The 15,869-nt window shown below is 60.0% G+C and carries 15 protein-coding genes; 7 read left to right on the forward strand and 8 right to left on the reverse strand.

The window, feature by feature from the left end:
• Window positions 1-15: 15 nt before the first annotated feature.
• Complete coding sequence (locus F475_RS13630; protein WP_018925401.1) at window positions 16-894, reverse strand: LysR family transcriptional regulator; 879 nt, start codon at window positions 892-894, stop codon at window positions 16-18.
• Between the two features lie 160 nt (window positions 895-1,054).
• Between F475_RS13630 and ampC the strand changes: the two genes are divergently transcribed.
• Window positions 1,055-2,209, forward strand: coding sequence for a class C beta-lactamase (ampC, locus tag F475_RS13635; protein ID WP_371924317.1), 1,155 nt, complete (start codon window positions 1,055-1,057; stop codon window positions 2,207-2,209).
• A 138-nt stretch (window positions 2,210-2,347) separates the two neighbouring features.
• On the opposite strand, the gene F475_RS13640 is transcribed toward ampC, so the two are convergent.
• Entirely contained in the window at window positions 2,348-2,893 is a 546-nt protein-coding gene (locus F475_RS13640) for a DUF4174 domain-containing protein (RefSeq protein ID WP_111454108.1), read from the reverse strand.
• A gap of 164 nt (window positions 2,894-3,057) precedes the next feature.
• Between F475_RS13640 and F475_RS13645 the strand changes: the two genes are divergently transcribed.
• Window positions 3,058-3,453, forward strand: a complete 396-nt coding sequence (locus F475_RS13645; RefSeq protein WP_007939410.1) for a VOC family protein — start codon at window positions 3,058-3,060, stop codon at window positions 3,451-3,453.
• Here the strand turns inward: F475_RS13645 and F475_RS13650 are convergent.
• Both F475_RS13650 and F475_RS13655 read right to left on the reverse strand, forming a co-directional pair.
• Complete coding sequence (locus tag F475_RS13650; RefSeq protein ID WP_018925398.1) at window positions 3,435-4,220, reverse strand: sulfite exporter TauE/SafE family protein; 786 nt, start codon at window positions 4,218-4,220, stop codon at window positions 3,435-3,437. The two genes, F475_RS13645 and F475_RS13650, sit on opposite strands and share 19 nt — an antisense overlap.
• A 164-nt stretch (window positions 4,221-4,384) precedes the next feature.
• Window positions 4,385-5,134, reverse strand: coding sequence for a hypothetical protein (locus F475_RS13655; RefSeq protein ID WP_018925397.1), 750 nt, complete (start codon window positions 5,132-5,134; stop codon window positions 4,385-4,387).
• Window positions 5,135-5,382: 248 nt separating this feature from the next.
• On the opposite strand from F475_RS13655, the gene F475_RS13660 reads away from it, so the two are divergent.
• From F475_RS13660 to F475_RS13670, 3 genes are all read left to right on the forward strand, one after another.
• Window positions 5,383-6,531: an aldose epimerase family protein gene (locus F475_RS13660; protein ID WP_111454109.1), complete on the forward strand. Its 1,149-nt coding sequence runs from the start codon at window positions 5,383-5,385 to the stop codon at window positions 6,529-6,531.
• A gap of 176 nt (window positions 6,532-6,707) precedes the next feature.
• Window positions 6,708-7,529 carry an aldo/keto reductase gene (locus F475_RS13665; protein ID WP_111454110.1) on the forward strand — a complete coding sequence of 274 codons (822 nt, stop codon included), beginning with the start codon at window positions 6,708-6,710 and terminating at the stop codon, window positions 7,527-7,529.
• 30 nt (window positions 7,530-7,559) lie between these two features.
• Window positions 7,560-8,030 carry a DUF1810 domain-containing protein gene (locus F475_RS13670; protein ID WP_111454111.1) on the forward strand — a complete coding sequence of 157 codons (471 nt, stop codon included), beginning with the start codon at window positions 7,560-7,562 and terminating at the stop codon, window positions 8,028-8,030.
• Here F475_RS13670 and F475_RS13675 read toward each other — a convergent pair.
• Window positions 7,995-10,355: a DNA polymerase II gene (locus tag F475_RS13675; protein WP_177431106.1), complete on the reverse strand. Its 2,361-nt coding sequence runs from the start codon at window positions 10,353-10,355 to the stop codon at window positions 7,995-7,997. The two genes, F475_RS13670 and F475_RS13675, sit on opposite strands and share 36 nt — an antisense overlap.
• Window positions 10,356-10,705: 350 nt before the next feature.
• Here F475_RS13675 and F475_RS13680 point away from each other — a divergent pair, with 350 nt between their 5' ends.
• Window positions 10,706-11,146, forward strand: a complete 441-nt coding sequence (locus F475_RS13680) for a CBS domain-containing protein (protein ID WP_007939416.1) — start codon at window positions 10,706-10,708, stop codon at window positions 11,144-11,146.
• A 114-nt stretch (window positions 11,147-11,260) separates the two neighbouring features.
• Here the strand turns inward: F475_RS13680 and F475_RS13685 are convergent, their stop codons facing one another.
• The gene (locus F475_RS13685; protein ID WP_018925392.1) at window positions 11,261-11,881 is read right to left on the reverse strand and encodes a glutathione S-transferase N-terminal domain-containing protein; all 621 of its coding nucleotides are present in this window, start codon (window positions 11,879-11,881) and stop codon (window positions 11,261-11,263) included.
• An 81-nt stretch (window positions 11,882-11,962) separates the two neighbouring features.
• On the reverse strand, window positions 11,963-13,057 hold the full coding sequence (locus F475_RS13690; protein ID WP_111454112.1) for a DUF1615 domain-containing protein: 1,095 nt from the start codon (window positions 13,055-13,057) through the stop codon (window positions 11,963-11,965).
• Between the two features lie 177 nt (window positions 13,058-13,234).
• On the opposite strand from F475_RS13690, the gene F475_RS13695 reads away from it, so the two are divergent.
• Window positions 13,235-14,764, forward strand: coding sequence for an FAD-dependent monooxygenase (locus F475_RS13695; RefSeq protein ID WP_064618947.1), 1,530 nt, complete (start codon window positions 13,235-13,237; stop codon window positions 14,762-14,764).
• Window positions 14,765-14,779: 15 nt separating this feature from the next.
• Here the strand turns inward: F475_RS13695 and hemB are convergent, their stop codons facing one another.
• Entirely contained in the window at window positions 14,780-15,754 is a 975-nt protein-coding gene (gene hemB, locus F475_RS13700) for a porphobilinogen synthase (protein WP_111454113.1), read from the reverse strand.
• Window positions 15,755-15,869: the final 115 nt, after the last annotated feature.

Below are 15,869 nucleotides of genomic sequence, written 5' to 3' on the forward strand. Positions count from 1 at the left end.
GGAGTGGTGTTTCCACTATTTCATCTGGGCCGTTTGCAGCAGCCAACCCCGGAACGCCGCCATCGCCGACGTTTCGGGGCGCGACTGCAAGCGGGTCAGCCAGTAGCTGCCGGTGGTGATCCCGATGGCGAACGGTTGCTCGATTGCGCCCGCCGCCAGTTGCCGGGCAAACATCAGCGGCGGCGCCAATGCCACTCCTGCACCTTGCAACGCAGCCTCCATCATCGCCAGCGAGGAATCGAAGACGATGCTTCGGGGCAGCACGGCATGGGCCGAAAGACCGGTCGCCTGAAACCACTCCGGCCACTCATCCGTGCGATAGGAGCGCAACAGCGTTTGCTGCAACAGATCCTCTGGCGCCTGCAATTGCCGGGCGATCTCCGGCACACAGAGCACCGACAGTGGTGCCTCGATCAACCGCACCGCTTCAATCCCATGCCACGCCCCCGCGCCAAAGCGGATGGCGTAATCCAGGCCTTCAGCGGCCACATCCACCCGGTTGTTATTGGTCGACAGGCGCAAATCTATGTACGGATGTTTCTTCTGAAAATCCGCCAATCGCGGCAACAGCCAACCGACCGCGAACGTCCCCACAGCGCCCACCGTCAACACTTCACGAAAATGTCCACCCTCGAAACGCTCCAGGGTTTCGGCAATCCGGTCGAAGGATTCGCGCAACACCGGCAGCAGGGTTTCACCTTCGCTGGTCAGCATCAGGCCGCGGGGCAGGCGTTTGAACAAAGTCACGTTAAGCTGAGCCTCAAGGCTTTTGACCTGATGACTCACCGCCGCCTGCGTGACGCACAACTCCACGGCCGCCCGGGTGAAACTCAAATGGCGCGCCGAAGCCTCGAAAGCGCGCAGCGCATTCAGCGGCAAATGAGGTCGAATCATGCCAGCCCCCAAAATTTTCTAATGGCTCATCCGAAATATCGTCGTTTGCCGGTCTTCGCCAAACTGCCTAGATTTGGCTCGCCCAACAGCGGACCGCCTTGAAAAACCGCTCGGAGTGTAGCGGTTAACACCACGAACAATCATGGACAGCGTCTCAATCATGCGTAAAAAAAATCAGAAGAAACTCATATCCTACAGCGCTTTCGCACTTCTCCTCGGTGCCAGCCACAGCTTTGCTGACGAGCGCATCGAAACCATCGTTAAAGCCGCCATCGAACCGGTGATGCAGCAACAGAAGATCCCCGGCCTCGCGATCGCAATCACCGTCCATGGTCAGCCGCATTACTTTAACTACGGCGTGGCCTCGAAAGAAAACGGTAAAGCCGTCACCGAAAACACCCTGTTCGAGATCGGTTCGGTGAGCAAAACCTTCACCGCCACCCTCGCCGCCTATGCCCAGGCGAGCGGCAAACTGTCCTTGTCGGACAACGCCAGCCAGGTACTCCCGGCCTTGCACGGCAGCGCGTTCGATAACATCAGCGTGCTGCAACTCGGCACCTACACCGCCGGCGGTCTGCCCCTGCAATTCCCCAGCGAGGCAGACCATCAGGACAAGATGCTCGGCTATTTCAAGCAGTGGAAACCCACCTACGCCGCCGGCACTCATCGCCAGTATTCAAACCCCAGCCTTGGGTTGTTCGGCTATCTGGCGGCCCAAAGCATGGGGGCGCCGTTCGATGAGCTGATGGAGAAAACCTTGCTGCCGAAACTCGGCCTCAAGCACAGCTACCTCAAGGTGCCGCAGGATCAGATGGCGCTTTACGCCCAGGGTTACAGCAAGGATGACAAGCCTGTGCGGGTCGAGCCGGGTGCGCTGGATTCCGAAGCGTACGGCGTGAAAACCAGCGCCGCGGACCTGCTTCGCTATGTTGAGGCGAACATGAATCCCGCGTCGCTGGAAAAGCCTTTGCAGCAAGCCATCGCCAGCACTCACACCGGGTATTACCGGGTTGGCGAGATGACTCAAGGGTTGGGATGGGAGCTCTACAACTACCCGGTGACGCTCGACACCCTACTGGCCGGCAACTCGTCGCAGATGGCATTTGAGGCCCATGAAGTCCGGTGGCTGACCCCGCCACAACCTCAACGCGACACCGTGCTGATCAACAAAACCGGCTCAACCGGCGGCTTTGGCGCCTACGTCGCTTTTATCCCGGCGAAGGACATCGGCATCGTGATCCTGGCCAACAAAAACTACCCGAACCCGGACCGAGTCAAAATTGCTCACAAAATATTGAGTGCGCTGGCCGATTGATCCCAGTAACCCGACAGCCACTCACTTGTGCCTCACCACAATGGGTCACCAAATTTCGGATTTCCATTGGCAAACAAAATGGGCGACCTGTTGGGGTCGCCCATTGGGGTAAGCCTTCTCACCACGACTCAACTCAATTCAATCATCCGGTTGCTCAGCTGGTTTGGCAGGCTTCGCCGGTTTGCCTTTGGTGCCTTTAGCACCTTTGACCGGTGCGACTTCAGCCACCGGCGCTGGCACCGGTACCGTTGCTTCCTTCTCGGCCGTCGGCAGCTGGTCGACGGTGTTGAATATCTCTTTCAACTCGACCGCATCCGACTGCTCAAGCTTCTTTTCGCCATCCTTGCCGATCAGGATGACTTTGCTCTTCGCCCCGGCGCCCAGCTTGAGCGAGCGGATCAACGCCATCGTCGATTGCGGGTCGAGGTCTTTGCCGTCCCGTTGGCCCATCGTATTGATCACGGTGTACAGCACCATGTTTCGATCGGTGAAGCCTTTGCGGTTGGCAGAGTCGTCCAGTGATTTTTTCAGGTTGAGCCAAACCGGGTCCACCGAACTGGGCGCGATGACAATCAGGGGACGAGCCCGGCCCACGTCTTTAACCAGAGGGGAATCGTCATCGGCGGCGAATGAAGGACCGACGAAAGCCAACAGGGTAGCCAGGGTCAAAGACCTGATGAGCATGCGCATCTCCTTTTGATATCCACGCTCTAATGATTGCGCATCGCGGTGATCGTTCCGGGCGATGCACCGCGATTGTGTTCCGCCTTGCCCAAGCTTAGGTCAGGGCGGTCATTGCGCAACAGCCTGAGCTAATCTCATAGCTGATTCATCGTGAGGGTTTATCCATGAGCGCTCAGCTGAACCACACCATCGTCTGGTGCCGTGACAAACAGGTGTCGGCACGCTACCTGACCGACCTCCTCGGCCTGCCCGATCCCGAGCCGTTCGGGCCGATGCTGGTGGTCAAGTTTGATAACGGGGTGTCGCTGGATTTCTACAACAACGACCCGCCCATCGCGTCCCAGCACTATGCGTTCTTGATTGGAGACGACGACTTCGATGCGGCCTTCGCTCGCCTGCAGGCGATCAAGCAGCCGTGGTGGGCCGACCCCGGTAAGCAGCGGCCCAACGAGATCAACGATTACGCCGGTGGCCGGCGGGTGTATTTCGATGACCCGGACGGGCATCTGCTGGAGATTTTTACTCGGGAAGCGGTATCGGATCAGAACGCCAGTTTATAGCCGATCAGCACCAGCATCGTGGCCAGGCACGGACGCAGCAGTTCGTCGGAGATGCGCCCGGTCAAATGGCTGCCCAGGTAAATCCCTGGCAGCGAACCGACCAGCAAGAAGCCCAGGACGTGCCAATCCATATTGCCCATGCTCGCGTGGCCCAGGCCGGCGACCAGGGTCAGGGGCACCGCGTGGGCGATTTCGGTGCCGACCAGGCGACGAGTGGGCAGCAGCGGATACAGGATGAACAGCGCAACGGTGCCCAGGGCGCCAGCGCCGATGGAGGTCAGGGCCACCATGGTGCCTAGCACCAGACCGGTGATCACGGTCAGTGCATTCAACCGGGAACCGCTGGGGTTGTAGTGACCGCCCGCCCGTTTGTGAGCGAAATCGAGCAAGCGTTTCTTGAAGAAAATCGCCAGCGCCGTGGCGAACAATACGAAGCCCAGCGCCTGTTTGATGACGGCGTTCATCGCCTCGGGCGAGGTCTGCAAAGTGCTCAGGAACCACAGCGTCAGGGCTACCGCCGGCACGCTGCCGAGGGTCAACCAACCGGTGATCGCCCAGTCGATGTTCTTGTTCTTGCGATGAACCAGCACACCACTGGATTTGGTAATGGCCGCGTACAGCAAATCCGTGCCCACCGCCGTGGCCGGGTTAACGCCGAACCACAGCAGGATTGGCGTCATCAACGAACCGCCCCCAACACCGGTCATGCCGACAATAAAGCCGACCACCAGACCCGCTACGACCAACCCGAAATTACCGAAATCCATTAATACGCCCAGAAATTCGCAGGAAACAAACCGGTCAGCAGCATAGCGATTTTTCTTATAACCACATATATCGATGCGGTCTATCGTTATGCCAATTCACCGATTTGAAACAGCGACTCCCCACTCAATACCAACCCCACAAGAATTGCGCTTTATCCGACATCTCACTGCACCGGCAAAAAATTCAGGAACAGCAGACTCTGGGCGTAGTTCAGGCCGATCCGCCGGTACCGCTCATCGAGCATCTGGGTCAGCAGGTCCAGTCGCGCGACGATTTTGCCGAACTCCACGGCAAAACTCAGGTTGCTGCCCTCCTCCGAAATTTCATTGGAGAACAGCAAAGGCTCGCCTTGCCTGTTTTGCCGTTGGCTCAAGATCCAGGTGGCTTTTTCGATGTTGCGCGCGGCATTGCTGACGAAGGTCGGGTTGAGCGCATCCGTCATGTAGAACTCCAGCCGATTGCCATGGGCCGTCACCAGCATGCTGCCAATCGCATAGATGAATGCGCCGACCCGGTCACCGAGGAATTCCGGGCTCATGGCGAAGCTCAGCGCCGCGAGGTCTTTTTTGCCGCCGAGGGTGGGCAGCGGCTCTTGCTGTTCGATAGCCATGCGCACCTGTTTTTCTGCGGTGCCGACATCGAGGAAGCCAGATTTTTTAAGCTCCTGCGGGTTGCGCAGGTAGAGCTTGTTCATCAGCAGGTAGAGGCTTTCGAGGTTGTCGCGCATCGTCAGGGTCGCCATGCGGTCGACGCTGGTCTGGAGGAGTTCCTGGGGTTTGCCATCGCGAAACTGGCTGATGACATCGTTGCCCGGCTGATGGCTGCAACCACTGGCGAGGAGCATCGACAGGCTAATCAGCAGCAAGCAATGACGGCGAATGTGCAGGGTAAAACGGGGTAAAACTCGAGCCATGGGTTCTTGAACTTGGGCATGGGCCGGCAGTGGGGATCGCCGCGGGCTGGCCAAGGATAGAACCGTGAAAGCTGAAAAAGTGCAGTGCCGGTGGTCCGTAAGCTCTGGTCACCATGAAAGCGATCCCTTATTAGTCATACTTTTAATTGCAATGCTCGAGACATAAGCTATAAATCCTTCCTTGATCGCACTTAAACACGATCATTAGTATGACTACTTCTTAAAAACAACAAAAAGGAAGGTCAACCATGCTTCAATCCCGACACCTGCTCTCCGGCCTCGGACTGTCCCTGATGATCGCCACCCTCTCCGCTCACGCCACTGGTTTGTCCAGCGAACAAAAAGCCTTCGGCAAAACCAATGACGGCACGCCCGTCGAGCAATACATTTTGCGCAACAGCCATGGCCTGCAGGCCACGGTCATTACTTACGGCGGGATTCTCCAGTCGCTGAAAGTGCCGGATAAAAACGGCAAGCTCGACGATGTGGTGCTCGGTTTCGACGACGTGCAGGGTTATCAAAGTGGCACGGCGTTTTTCGGCGCGACCATCGGCCGCTTCGGCAATCGCCTGGCCAACGGCGCCTTCGAGCTGGATGGCAAGCGCTTTCAAGTGCCGCTCAACGACGGCAGCAATTCGCTGCACGGGGGGGCTCAAGGTTTCGACAAGCGGGTGTGGAAAGCCGAACCGAGCAAGGGCAAGGATTCGGTGGGCGTGACGTTGACGTACCTGTCGTCGGATGGCGAAATGGGTTTCCCCGGCAACCTGAAAACCGAGGTCACCTACAGCCTCACCGAGAACAATGAGCTGCGCATCGACTACAAGGCCAGCACCGATAAGCCCACGGTGCTGAACCTGACCAACCACAGCTATTTCAACCTGGCCGGCGCGGGTAACGGCGATGTGTTGAAGCAGTTGGCGACCTTGCACGCCGCCCGTTACACGCCAGTCACCGGCAAACTGATCCCCACCGGTGAACTGGCCCCGGTCGCCGGCACGCCCATGGACTTCACTCAACCGACCGCCATCGGTCAACACATCAAGGCCGATCACCCACAGTTGAAATTCGCCGAACCGAAACAAGGCGGTTTTGACTTCAACTGGGTGCTGGACGCCAAGGGTGACCTGGGCAAACTCGCCGCCGATGTCAGCGATCCGCAATCCGGCCGTCGCTTGCAGCTCTACACCACCGAACCTGGCGTACAGTTCTACACCAGCAACTTCCTCGACGGCTCGGTCAAGGGCAAGGCCGGCAAGATTTACCCACATTGGGGTGCCTTTACTCTGGAAACCCAGCATTATCCGGACTCGCCGAACCAGCCGAGCTTCCCGTCCACGCGGCTGGATCCAGGCAAGACCTATGCCCAGACCACCGTGTTCAGGTTCTCCGCCCGGTAGATCAAAAGATCGCAGCTTTCGGCAGCTCCAGGGGGCTGGGTACACCCGTGATATCGCGGGTGTGCCCCGCCCTCGCAGGAGCTGTCGCAGGCTGCGATCTTTCATGATGACGACGGAACCACCCTGCTATTTTGCTGCCAACTGTAGTATCGATCGGACTTCGACAAGGAGGATTCATGCGGACTCTTGAGCTGGCCGGCCGCCCTGTGCCGGTCATCGGCCAAGGCACCTGGCACATGGGAGAGGAACGCTCCCGACACACCAGGGAAGTTGCAGCGCTGCGCCTGGGTATCGAGTTGGGCATGACCCTGATCGACACCGCTGAGATGTACGCTGAAGGGGGCGCCGAAGAGGTGGTGGGTGAAGCCATCACAGGCCTGCGCGACCAGGTTTTCCTGGTGAGTAAGGTCTACCCTCACAACGCCAGCCGCAGAGGCATCCCCCAGGCTTGTGAACGCAGCCTGCGGCGGTTGAATACCGATTACATCGATCTTTATCTGTTGCACTGGCGCGGCGAGTATCCCCTTGAGGAAACCGTCGAGGCCTTCGAACGCCTGCGCGAAGACGGCAAGATTGGCCGTTGGGGCGTGTCCAATTTCGACCTGGATGATCTGGAAGAGCTGGCCTCACCGGCCTGCGCCACCAATCAGGTGCTGTATAACCTGGAAGAGCGCGGCATCGAATTCGATCTGCTGCCCTGGAGCCAACGGCAAAAGATGCCGGTGATGGCCTACTGTCCGATCGGCCAGGGCGGACACATGCTGGCCAATCCAATACTCAAACAAGTTGCCGCCCGTCACGAGGCGACACCTGCGCAGGTAGCGCTGGCATGGATTCTGCGTCAGAACGGGGTGATCGCCATCCCCAAAGCGGTCCACCCCGAGCATGTGCGGCTCAACGCACAAGCGGCGCAATTGTGTCTGGAGGCTGGGGATCTGGAGGCGCTGGACCAAGCGTTTCGCGCGCCACAACGCAAGCAGCGGTTGGCCATGGTCTGAGCCATCGCGGATCTATCAGAGGGCATCGGCATGAGAAGTACCGATCAGCTCGACTCTTTCAATTTGCCACGCTTCGTCCAGGCGCAGGATCCTGTGTTCGAGTGGGTTCAGGATGAACTGCGCGCCGGCCAGAAGCGCCGACACTGGATGTGGTTCATCTTTCCGCAGTTTGCCGGGTTGGGTGACAGCGAAATGTCCCGCTACTTTGCCATTCACTCCAGCGAGGAAGCTGCGGCGTACCTGAAGCATCCGCTACTGGGTCCGCGCTTGCGCACCTGCACGCAATTGGTGCTGGACATTCCTCAACGCTCGATCACCAAGATTTTCGGGCACCCCGACAACCTCAAGTTTCATTCATCGATGACGCTGTTCGCCCAGGTTTCGCCAAAAGGCAGTCTGTTCCATCAGGCGCTGGATCAGTACTTTCACGGCATACCGGATGACTGGACGCTGTCGCTGCTGGACTCAAAACAGGCCCAGCTGCCCCCCAATCAGCGTTGAGAAATCGTCATCCACGAACGGCAGGATGGCATCCGCCACCGGTTGCAGCTGCCGGGTGACGTAATGGTCGTAGTCGATGGGCGCGCTGCGGATTTCCAGCGGCTCGGGGCCAGCAACCGTGATCACGTAGCTGATCCAGCCGCCGTTGTGATACTGCCGCGGCCGCCCCTGTTGGTCGTTGTAGTCATCGGCGATCCGCGCGGCCCGCACATGGGGCGGCACATTGCGCTGATAGTCATCGAGGGGCCGACGCAGGCGTTTGCGGTAGATCAGGCGCTCGTCGAACTCACCGGCCAGGGTCTTGCACACATAGTCACGCACGTAATCCTGATAGGGCTTGCGGTTGAAAATGCGCAGGTACAGTTCCTGCTGGAACTGCCGGGCCAACGGCGACCAGTCGGTGCGCACGGTTTCCAGGCCTTTGTAGACCATCTCGTCGGTGCCGTCGGCGCGGGTGACCAACCCGGCATAGCGTTTCTTGCTGCCCTCCTCGGCACCGCGAATGGTCGGCATCAGAAAGCGTTTGTAGTGGGTTTCGAACTGCAACTCCAGGGCACTTTCCAGCCCATATTCCTGTTTCACATGCTCGCGCCACCACTGGTTGACGTGGTCCACCAGCGCGTGACCGATCTGCGCGGCTTCGGCCTGACCATGGGGGCGGCGCAGCCAGACGAAGGTCGAGTCGGTGTCGCCATAGATCACCGCATGGCCCTGAGCTTCGATCAGTTGGCGGGTACGCAGCATGATCTCGTGCCCGCGCAAGGTGATGGACGAAGCCAACCGGGTATCGAAGAAGCGACAACCGCTGGAACCCAGTACACCGTAAAACGCATTCATGATGATTTTCAGCGCCTGGGACAGCGGCGCGTTGTGTTCGCGCTTGGCGGTTTCGCGGCCTTCGGCGACTCGGGCGACAATGGCCGGTAGGCAATGCCGGGTCCTTGAGAAACGTGCGCCGCGAAAGCCTGGCACCGACTCGCTGTCGTCAGGATGCTTGAGCCCCTCGATCAAGCCCACCGGGTCGATCAGGAAGGTGCGGATGATCGACGGATAGAGGCTTTTGTAGTCGAGCACCAGCACCGACTCGTATAACCCCGGCTGCGAGTCCATGACAAAACCGCCGGGGCTGGCCTGCGGTGGTTTATTGCCAAGGTTCGGCGCGACGAAACCCTGGCGGTGCATCAACGGCATGTACAAATGGGTGAACGCCGCTACCGAGCCGCCGCTGCGGTCCGCCGGCAATCCGGTGACGCTGGCGCGCTCCAGCAGGAAGGTCAACAACTCGGTCTTGGCGAAGATCCGCGTCACCAGTTCGCAGTCCTTGAGGTTGTACTTGGCCAGGGCCGGTTTGTCCCCAGCGAACATGCGATTGATTTCGTCCATGCGCTGGTACGGGTTGTCGATCGACTTGCCTTCACCCAACAGGGTTTGCGCGACGTTTTCCAGGCTGAACGAGGGGAAGCTCCAGGTCGCCGAACGCAGTGACTCGATGCCGTCGATGATCAACCGGCCGGCAGCCGAGGCGAAATAATGATTGCCGCTGCCGTGCTCGCGCCACTGCATTTCTTCGCCGCCACGCCCCAGCTTCAACGGCACCGCCAGGCGCCGGGCATGTTCGTGCAGGACGCGCAGGTCGAACTGCACGACGTTCCAGCCGATGATGGCGTCGGGGTCATGCCGGGCGAACCACTCATTGAGTTTTTTCAGCAGCAGGGTTCGCGAATCGCAGTATTCGAGCTGGAAATCCACCCCACTGTCATCACCATTGGGCGACCCGAGCATGTACACCTGACGCTCACCGCAGCCTTCCAGGGCGATGGAGTACAACTCGCCCTGGGCGGTGGTTTCGATGTCCAGCGAGACCAGCCGCAGGTTCGGCCGATAGCCGGGGGCGGGTTTCATTTGCGCGTCGAGCAGCAGGCCGTCGGCGCCAGCCGTGCCACCGAACAAAACCGGCGCGGTGATGAACCGCTCCATCATGTAGCGTTCCGGCGGGCGGATGTCGGCTTCAAACACCTCGACGCCTGATTTGCGCAGTGCGGTTTCCAGGCGCATCAGCTGGCCGTGCTGCTGGCAATACAGGCCCAGCACCGGGCGGTGCTCGAAGTCCAGCAGCGCCAACGGCCGCAGTTCAACGTTCTTTTCGCCGCGCAACACCGCTTCGGCTTGCTCGCGCATGGCCTGTGGAATGAACGCGACCGACGGTTGATGCGGCAGGCGGATGCGCCGGGGACCGGCATCGGTCGCCAGCCAGAACTCGACTTCGGTGCCGGCCGGGGTATCGCGCCAATGCCGGGTCAGGACGAAGCCCTGCTGTAAATCCACCACTGCGACCTCAACGATTTGATTCAAGGGGTGATTCTACGCGTGATCGCCGGTGTGGCGAGGGGGCTTGTCGGAACGCCGCACCGCTCCGTTGGCCTGCGAAGCGGGCCTCAAACCTGCCAACACGGTCTCTCAGGCACACCGCGTTTATCGGATTGCGACTGCTACGCAGCCGAACGGGAGCAAGCTCCCTCGCCACAATTGCGCAGGGTGCCCGGGAGGGCTGCGGGAGTTTACAAAGAAAAATCACTGAATGACGCTATTTGCGTGTTATCTGCCGCTTTGCACCTTGCTCTGTGAGCCTGTCTCTACGATTCTTCAAGGACAACGACAACACCCGAGAAGCCGTCATGAAAACCGTCGCCCAGTTGCTCAAGTTAAAGGCCCAACAGAATCAGGCAGTCCACACCATTGCGCCTCATCAAATGGTGCTGGAAGCGCTGATGGTGATGGCCGCCAAAAACGTCGGCGCGTTACCGGTCCTCAAAGACGGAAAGGTCGTCGGCATCATCAGTGAGCGGGACTATGCGCGCAAACTGGTGCTCAAGGGGCGCTCCTCCGTCGGCACACCGGTCAGCGACATCATGGTGTCGCCGGTGATCACCGTGGACACCCATCAAACCGTCGAAACCTGCATGGGCATCATGTCCGACAAACGCCTGCGGCACTTGCCGGTGGTGGAGGACGGTGAGCTGATGGGCTTGCTGTCGATCGGCGACCTGGTCAAGGAAGCCATTGCCGAACAGGCTGAACTGATTCGGCAGCTGGAGCAGTACATTCGCGGCGAGTGATTGCACGACACACCGCAAATCCCCCTGTAGGAGCCGGGCTTATCTGTGGCGAGGGAGCTTGCTCCCTCGCCACAGATAAGCCCGCCCCCCCACAATATGTGTTTGGCGGTGTTCCTATGGCCAATGCCGAGAGAAGACCGGCGCCAATGCAGGGTGGCGGTCGAAGCGTTCGAGCCAGGCGAAGAACCCCGGCCGCGCAATGCGCAAGTGTTCCCGGGTACCCGCCCACCGCGTTACCACCGCTGCCAGAATATCCAGCGCACCCGGTTTTCCATCGTCCAGGTACAACTTGCCGGCGAACTGATCGGCAAACACCTCCCAATGCCAATGCAGGCGTTGGCGGGCACCGGCCATGAGGTTTTGCCGGGACGACTCGTCCGCCTCGGCCAGCCAGCGTTCGGGGTAATCGATGATGCCGATGGCGGTGTAACAATTGCTGACGATATACACCAGGCCATGAATCACCTGATCGCGCTTGATCGGATTTTCCGGCAACAGATTCGACTCCGGAAACGTAAGGCCCAGGTGAATCAGGATGGCCGCACTCTCGGTAAGAACGCCGCCATCAGGCAGTTGCAGAGTGGGAACCTGCTTCAGCGGGTTGAGCTTCTCCAGCGCATGCAGCGCCTGCGGGGACGATGAAACGTCGATGAAGCGATAAGGAACCTCGCACAGTTCCAGCGCGGCTTCGATGGCGGCCGCCCCCGAATTCTGATGCCCATAGAGCTGGTACATGACTAAATCTCCTCTGCGACTCTCTCTTTGTAGCAGATGCCAAAGACTGCGCACGAACCATGTGGGAGCGAACTTGCCCGGTTACCCTCCCGCGCGCTTCATACAGCGCTGATAACGCTCGTCGACCCGCTTGGCAAACCACGCCGTGGTGAGTTTTCGGGTGATTTTCGGGCTTTGCAGCACGATCCCCGGCAACACCGCCCGGGGTAATGGCCGGCCTTCGGCCTGTTCGGCCAAAGCGAAGACGCGTTGATAGAGCGTGGTGTCCTCGAACTGAAGATTTTTGCCCTCCTCCAGTTGATCCCGAATGGTCGGGTTGCGCATGTCCAATTGCTTGCCAAGGGTGCGCACCGCCAGTTCCGTGGTGCCGGGCATGATCGAGTCGTAGCGCACCAGGTCGCCATCCAGCGCCAGCGGGATACCCGTCGCACGACTGACCGCGTTCTGAAACGCCGCATTGCGGCTGGCGTACCAACCGGCGTTGAAATCGGCGAAGCGATACAGCGGCTGCTGATAGCTCACCGGATAGCCGAGCAAGTGGGCGATACCGAAATACAGGCCACCGCGACGGGTGAACACTTCGTGACGAATCGAGCCGTTCACCGGGTAGGGATAATCCCGCGCCTGCTGCTCGGCAAAGTCGATGCTGACCTGCATCGGCCCGCCGGTGTGTACCGGGTTGAAGCCGCCGAACAAGGTCCGGCCCATGGGCACCATGCCGATGAAGTCATCGAAAATCGCGCTGAGCTCTTTTTCGCTGCGCGCGGCATTCAGTCGGTCGCTGTAGCTTTTGCCGTTGGGTGAACGCACCTGCAAGGCACCGCTGACCAGCAAGCTGGGAATGTGGGCCTTATCGGCGCGGCGGTCGATTTCATCCCGGGCGATCTTGCCCAGGCCCGGCACCGGCGGATCAGCCTGAAACGTCGACTCTTGCTCAGCGACCGCGAGTACCGAACACAGGTTTTGCGTGGTCGGCGAAATCTTTTGCGCGGCAAACGCCGCATAGATGTCCGTGGCCCAGCCCTGGCGGTCGACCGTCTTGGCCGGCAGCAGGCTGACGATCTCGGCCTTGACCTCGGCAGGCTTGCGGGCCGGCGGTTCCTGAGGGCGCTGAGTGCCGCAACCGGCCAGTACCAACAGCGCGGCCACGCTCATGATCAATCGATTGGCTTGCATGGTGCTCCATCAAATCCGTTGAGCCGGGTTAACCATACGATCAATGGCATGGCGCAGGCTATGACTATCCCGCCCTCTCCCTGTTCCGTAGCAACTCGTTCGCCGTAGCAGCTGTCGAGCCTGCGAGTGCCCCCCGGTTGAACCATACTTGATCCACACACCGAGGAGGACAGGCTCATGAACCGTAGCGACGTGCTGATCATCGGCGCCGGCCCGACCGGGCTGGTCCTGGCACTGTGGCTGAGCAAGCTGGGGATTGGGGTGCGGATTATCGACAAGACCTCGGCCCCCGGTACTACCTCACGCGCGTTGGCAGTACAGGCCCGAACGCTGGAGCTGTATCGCCAGCTCGACCTCAGCGACGCCGTGGTGCAGAACGGCCATAAAGTGTGCGCCGCGAATTTCTGGGTCAAGGGCGAACCGGTCGCACACCTGCCGCTGAGCGCCATCGGCGAGGGGTTGACGCCCTATGCGTTCCTGGAAATCTATCCGCAAGACGAGCATGAACAACTGCTGATCGAACGCCTGGAGACCTTTGGCATTACGGTGGAGCGCAACACCGAATTGCACAGTTTCGAGGAAACTGGCGATGGCATCACCGCAACGCTGCGCTTGCCCGATGGCCAGCAGCAAACCTGCCAGGCCTGCTACCTCGCTGGCTGCGACGGCGCCCGCTCGATCGTGCGCAAATCCCTGGACACCGATTTTCCGGGGGGCACCTACCAGCAGATTTTTTACGTGGCGGATGTGCAGGCCCGCGGCCCGACGTTCAACGGTGAATTGCATGTGGACCTCGACGAAGCCGACTTTCTCGCCATTTTTCCTTTGTCCAGCGAAGGTCGCGCCCGACTGATCGGCACGGTTCGCGACGAACGCGCCGAGCGAGCCGAAACCCTCCAGTTTGCAGACGTTAGCAGGCGGGCCATCGAGAATTTGAAGGTGCAGATCGATCAGGTGAACTGGTTCTCGACCTACCGCGTGCATCACCGGGTAGCGGATCACTTTCGTACCGGACGCGCGTTTCTGTTGGGTGACGCCGCCCATGTCCACAGCCCGGCGGGTGGCCAGGGCATGAACACCGGGATTGGCGACGCGATCAATCTGGCCTGGAAGCTCGCGGCGGTGTTAAGCGGCAGCGCCACGGCCAAACTGCTCGACAGTTATGAAACCGAACGCATCGCCTTTGCCCAGCGCCTGGTGGCCACCACTGATCGGGTGTTCAATTTCGTCACGGCCGATGGGCCAATTGCCGACGTAATGCGCATGCGCGTGGCGCCCTTTTTGATCCCGAAAATGATCTCGTTCGAGGCCGTCCGGGAGTTCCTGTTTCGCACGGTGTCACAGACCACCCTCAACTATCGCGGCATGCCGTTGAGTGAGGGCGTTACCGGCCATATTCACGGCGGTGATCGCCTGCCCTGGGCCCACGACGATGAAGGGGACAACTTCGAATCGCTGAAATACCTGACCTGGCAGGTGCATGTGTATGGCGAAACCAGCGACGAGATGATCGCCTGGTGCAGCGCGCATCACCTGCCGTTGCAGGTGTTCGACTGGCGACCGGTGTTTGAAACCGTGGGCCTGGCGCGCAACGGGTTTTACCTGCTGCGCCCCGATACCTATGTGGCGATCGCCGATTACAGCGCCGATCCGAAGGTGATCGAACGGTATTTCCGCGATCATGGGATACGGCCTTATATCACCTGAAGATCTTTTGATTTGTTAGATCCCGGCCAGGGCCAGGTCCATTGCGAAGTAGGTGAAGATCAAATCCGCCCCTGCCCTTTTGATCGCCCCCAGACTCTCACGCACGACGCGATCTTCATCGATCGCCCCAGCCTGGGCGGCGAATTTGATCATCGCGTATTCACCGCTCACCTGATACGCCGACAACGGCAGACGCGAGGCTTCGCGGATGTCGCGGATGATGTCCAGGTACGCGCCGGCCGGCTTGACCATCAGCGCGTCGGCGCCTTCCTGTTCGTCCAGCAACGACTCACGCACCGCTTCACGACGGTTCATCGGGTTCATCTGATAGCTTTTGCGGTCACCCTTGAGCGCACTGCCGCCGGCTTCGCGGAACGGGCCATAAAGCGCCGAGGCGAATTTGGTCGAATAGGCCATGATCGCGGTCTGGCTGAAACCCGCTGCATCGAGCGCCCGGCGAATCGCCTGGACCTGCCCGTCCATCGCCGCCGACGGCGCGATCACATCGGCGCCGGCCCGGGCGGCGGCCACGGCTTGTTTGCCGAGGTTGATCAGGGTCTGGTCGTTATCGACTTCGTGCTGGTGCAACACGCCGCAATGGCCGTGGTCGGTGTACTCACAAAAACAGGTGTCGGACATCACGATCATTTCCGGCACGGCGTTTTTGGCGATGCGCGACATGCGCGACACCAGGCCGTTATCGTTCCAGGTGTCGCTGCCGTTGCTGTCCAGATGATGAGACACGCCGAACGTCATCACCGACTTGATCCCGGCCCGGGCGTAACGCTCGATCTCGCCGGCCAGTTTCGACTCGGGAATGCGCATCACCCCGGGCATGCTCTTGATCGGCACGAAATCGTCGATCTCTTCCTCGACGAAAATCGGCAGCACCAGATCGTTCACGCTGAACTCGGTTTCCTGGAACAGGCTGCGCAGGCTCGCATTGCGGCGCAGACGGCGTGGACGTGCTTCGGGGAACTGACTGGACATGGACCTTCCTGAAGAGACGAAATTCGTAGGGCGCAAAGCTTATGCCCTGCAAGGTGCGGGACACAAACCTCGATCGCTCAAGACAACGTTACCGCGACGGCAACAATCGCCCGCA

It is taken from the genome of Pseudomonas sp. URMO17WK12:I6, assembly GCF_003253625.1.
GTDB lineage: Bacteria > Pseudomonadota > Gammaproteobacteria > Pseudomonadales > Pseudomonadaceae > Aquipseudomonas.